Source organism: Streptomyces sp. 3330 (assembly GCF_031456635.1).
GTDB lineage: Bacteria > Actinomycetota > Actinomycetes > Streptomycetales > Streptomycetaceae > Streptomyces.
Genome location: NZ_JAVDVA010000068.1, coordinates 1 through 3,659 on the forward strand (window position 1 = coordinate 1; position 3,659 = coordinate 3,659).

General features: G+C 67.7%; 4 protein-coding genes. 2 read left to right on the top strand and 2 right to left on the bottom strand.

From position 1 onward, the window contains the following. Positions 1–306 precede the first annotated feature (306 nt). Both istA and istB read left to right on the top strand, forming a co-directional pair. Positions 307–1,902: an IS21 family transposase gene (gene istA, locus J2X68_RS40145; RefSeq protein WP_310437542.1), complete on the top strand. Its 1,596-nt coding sequence runs from the start codon at positions 307–309 to the stop codon at positions 1,900–1,902. A 5-nt stretch (positions 1,903–1,907) separates the two neighbouring features. Next, the gene (istB, locus tag J2X68_RS40150) at positions 1,908–2,663 is read left to right on the top strand and encodes an IS21-like element helper ATPase IstB (protein WP_269460202.1); all 756 of its coding nucleotides are present in this window, start codon (positions 1,908–1,910) and stop codon (positions 2,661–2,663) included. Here istB and J2X68_RS40155 read toward each other — a convergent pair. After that, positions 2,660–3,178: a hypothetical protein gene (locus J2X68_RS40155; RefSeq protein ID WP_079664514.1), complete on the bottom strand. Its 519-nt coding sequence runs from the start codon at positions 3,176–3,178 to the stop codon at positions 2,660–2,662. The two genes, istB and J2X68_RS40155, sit on opposite strands and share 4 nt — an antisense overlap. 14 nt (positions 3,179–3,192) lie before the next feature. Next, positions 3,193–3,504: a hypothetical protein gene (locus J2X68_RS40160; protein ID WP_079657358.1), complete on the bottom strand. Its 312-nt coding sequence runs from the start codon at positions 3,502–3,504 to the stop codon at positions 3,193–3,195. Between the last annotated feature and the right edge of the window lie 155 nt (positions 3,505–3,659).

Here is a 3,659-nt window from a genome sequence, read left to right on the forward strand (position 1 = left end):
TGTCGGCGACCAAGAATTTCCCCACGAACCGAGGTTTCGTGTCGGCGTAATTCCCCACCCCTGCGGTCACGAGTCCCCATGGGGATGGTGACCGTGGCCGGTGCGGACTCCGCTCGACATTGCATGTTTCTCGCCGTTTTGGGTGGTTTGAGAAGTAGTTAGCCATTCCTTGCGAATCGGTCTGGTTCCCCATGGGCATGCCGGTGCCCGAGTCGAGGGTCCTGACCATCTCGGATCCGCAGGCGTCCCTCGATCTGCGAGCCGAGAGGTCGACGGACGCACCGGATGGCAAGGAGAACATTCACCGTGGTCGACATCGTCGAGATCTACGTCCACTGGTACGCGGGCCGGTCAAAGAGCCAGGTGGCCACTTCGCTGGGGGTGGACCGCAAGACGATCAGGAAGTACCTGGCGCCGGCGGAGGCGGCCGGGATGGCCCCGGGCGGGCCGCCCATGAGTGAGGCGGACTGGTCCAAGCTGATCAAGAGCTGGTTCCCGGAGCTGGCCAGCCGGCGGCTGAACCAGCTGACCTGGCCGGAGATCGAGGAGCACCGTGACTACATCAAGCAGCTGCTGGAGACCACCACGGTCACCACGATCCATCAACGCCTGCGTGACGAACAGAAGCTGAAGGCGTCGCTCACGTCGTTTCGGCGGTGGGTGCACGCGAACCTGCCGGACGAGGCGGCGCGATCGAAGGTCACGGTGCTGCGGGACGACGTCGAGCCGGGCTCGGAGGCCCAGATCGACTACGGCTTCCTGGGGCAGTGGATCAACCCGAGGACCGGCAAGCGGCACCGGATCTGGGCGTTCGTGATGGTACTGCCCTGCTCGCGGCACATGTTCGTGCGTCCCGTGACGCACATGGACCAGCATGCGTGGACCCTGGCCCACGTGGACGCGTTCCGGTTCTTCGGTGGTGTCCCGCGCCGTCTGGTGCCGGACAACCTGAAGACCGGGGTGGACAAACCGGATCTCTACGACCCGCAGATCAACAGGTCGTATGCCGAACTCGCCGCCCACTACGGGACGTTGGTGGATCCTGCCAGGGCCTCGCACCCGAAGGACAAGGCAAGGGTGGAGCGGCCTATGCCCTATGTCCGGGACTCGTTCTGGAGCGGGCGCCAGTTCACCTCCCTCGACCACATGCAGGCCGAGGCCCTCATCTGGGCGAGGGAGACCGCGGGCCGCCGGCACTGTCGGCCGCTTCAGGGGGCGGCTCCGCTGGCGGTGTTCGAGGCGGTGGAGGCCGAAGCCCTCCTCCCGCTGCCGCAGACGCCGTTCGTGCTGGCGAAGTGGTCGAGCGCGACGGTCGGCCCGGACATCCACATCAAGGTCGGCCGCACCCTCTACTCGGTGCCATGGAAGCTGATCGGCCGCAAGGTCGATGTCCGCTCCACCGCCACCATGGTCCAGGTCTTCCACGAGGGCGAGCTGGTCAAGACCCACGCGGCCCTTGAGCAGGGCAAACGCACCGACAGAGGCGACTACCCGCCGGAGAAGATCGCCTTCCAGATGAAGACGCCGATCTGGTGCCGCAGCCAGGCGTCCGAGGTCGGTGACGCCTGTCGGGAGGTGATCGACCAGTTGCTGGAGGTCAACGCGCTCTACCGGCTCCGCGCCGCCCAAGGGGTGCTCGGCCTGCGGAAGAAGTACGGTGACCGGCGCCTGGAGGCCGCCTGCGCGAAGGCCGTCTCAGTCGGCGACCCGTCCTACCGCACGATCAAGGGCATCCTGGTCGCCGGCACCGAGAGCGAGGCCGAACCGGAGACCGGCGACGCCGGAGCGGCGGCTTTCCTGCACGGGCCCGAGGGCCTGTTCGCCGCCGCCATCCCCATGCAGACGCCGGGCGAGCGTCGCGATGACCAGGAGCACGGCGACGCTCTGGGGGCCGCACGATGAGCGTGATGGACACCGCCCTGCGCGAGTCACTCAAAACTCTGCGGCTGTCGGGGATGCTGGAGACTCTCGACGCCCGCCTCGCCCAGGCCCATGGCGGCGAGCTCGGCCACCTCGACTTTCTCCAGGTCCTCTGCCAGGACGAGATCGCCCGCCGTGAGGCCGTCGCCTTCGAACGCCGCCTGCGCAAAGCGAAGTTCGAGCAGCAGGCCACCTTGGAGGGCTTCGACTTCAATGCCTCTCCGAAGCTGCCTGCGGCCCAGATCCGTGACCTGGCCGCCCTGCGCTGGCTCCACGCGGGCGAGTCCGTAATTCTGTTCGGGCCGGTCGGGGTCGGAAAGACACACGTCGCCCAGGCGCTGGGGCACCTCGCCATCCGCCAGGGCGCCAACGTCCGCTTCTCCAAGACCAGCCGGATCCTGGCCGAGCTCGCCGGTGGCCACGCGGACCGCACCTGGGACCGGCGCATGCGGGAGATCGTCCGCCCCGACGTGCTCATCCTGGACGACTTCGCCATGCGCCAGCTGACCGCTCCCCAGGCCGACGACCTCTACGAACTCGTCTCCGAGCGGCAGGGCCGGTCCGTGATCATCACCAGCAACCGGGCTCCCAGTGACTGGTATCCGCTCTTCCCCAACCCCGTCGTCGCCGAGTCCCTCCTCGACCGGCTCATCAACGCCAGTCACCAGGTCATCATGAACGGCCCCAGCTACCGGCCCAACAAGCGACCCAAGAGCCCGACCGACAAGCCGCCGACCACCTAGCGTCCGGGCCGGTCCACGTTCCACTCCCGCGGCAGTTCCTCGTCGCAGAAGACGCAGACGAAGTCCTCCTCGCGCACGACGTTGAGCTGTTGGCAGGAGGGGCAGCGCCGGAACACCACCTCGTGCGTGAAGCCGGACGGACGAACGATCCCGGCCTGGTCCAGGGCCTCGGCGACGGCCGCCCACGAGCTGACGTCCGGGCAGTAGCCGGTCGACTGATTGCTGACCTCGTCGACCGCCCACCGCCCGGACTCCTCGCGGAAGCTGATCTCGCCGGCGCCCAGGACCGCTTCCCCAGCAGCACACACCACGTGCTCACTGCGACGCGGCGCGAGCCGCAGGACCCCAGCATGATCCACGACGAAGGTGAAGGGCTCGGCCAACTCCTCCACCGTCCGAGCCGAGACCCACTCGTCGAAGTCCGCTGGCGAACCCGTGCTCCGGCCCTCGCCGCCCGGTCGGACGAGACTCCTCAACTCGGCCGGTCCGACATAGCGATAGCTCCACCGCTGCATGCTCACGCTTGCCCTCAGCAGGTGAGCTGGTCGCGCCGCACCGTGAACTCGTCCCGCCCATCCCTGGCCGCGACACCATGCGGCGTGGTGGAGACCGTGACGCGCTCGCCATCCTCCTGGAGCCAGGCTGATCCGACGATCACGCAGGCGACACCGACCTCCAGTGGATAGGCCGAATCGGGACCCAGCACGCCGTCGGCGTCAAAGATCGGAGCCTTGTCGACCAGCGACCACTGATGCCCTTCCGCGTCCGTGAATCGGACCTCCACCACGCCCGGGAACGGCTCGTCGTCCACCCACCGGACCGCTTCCGCGCGCAGCTCCACCACAAGCCTCCCCCTCGATCAAGGCCACACCCAGATGCCAGTGTCGGGCTCAACCTGCCGACACCGGACAGCCTCTAACAACCTAGCCCCACACAAAGGCCAGGACCTGGGGAATTACGTGACCGTCGCCCCGGGGAATTACGCCGTCGTCCACA

Bases quoted from the DNA above. Each gene is read 5' to 3' on its own strand.
- J2X68_RS40155 (WP_079664514.1), bottom strand. From the start codon at position 3,178: ATGCAGCGGTGGAGCTATCGCTATGTCGGACCGGCCGAGTTGAGGAGT.
- istB (WP_269460202.1), top strand. From the start codon at position 1,908: ATGGACACCGCCCTGCGCGAGTCACTCAAAACTCTGCGGCTGTCGGGG.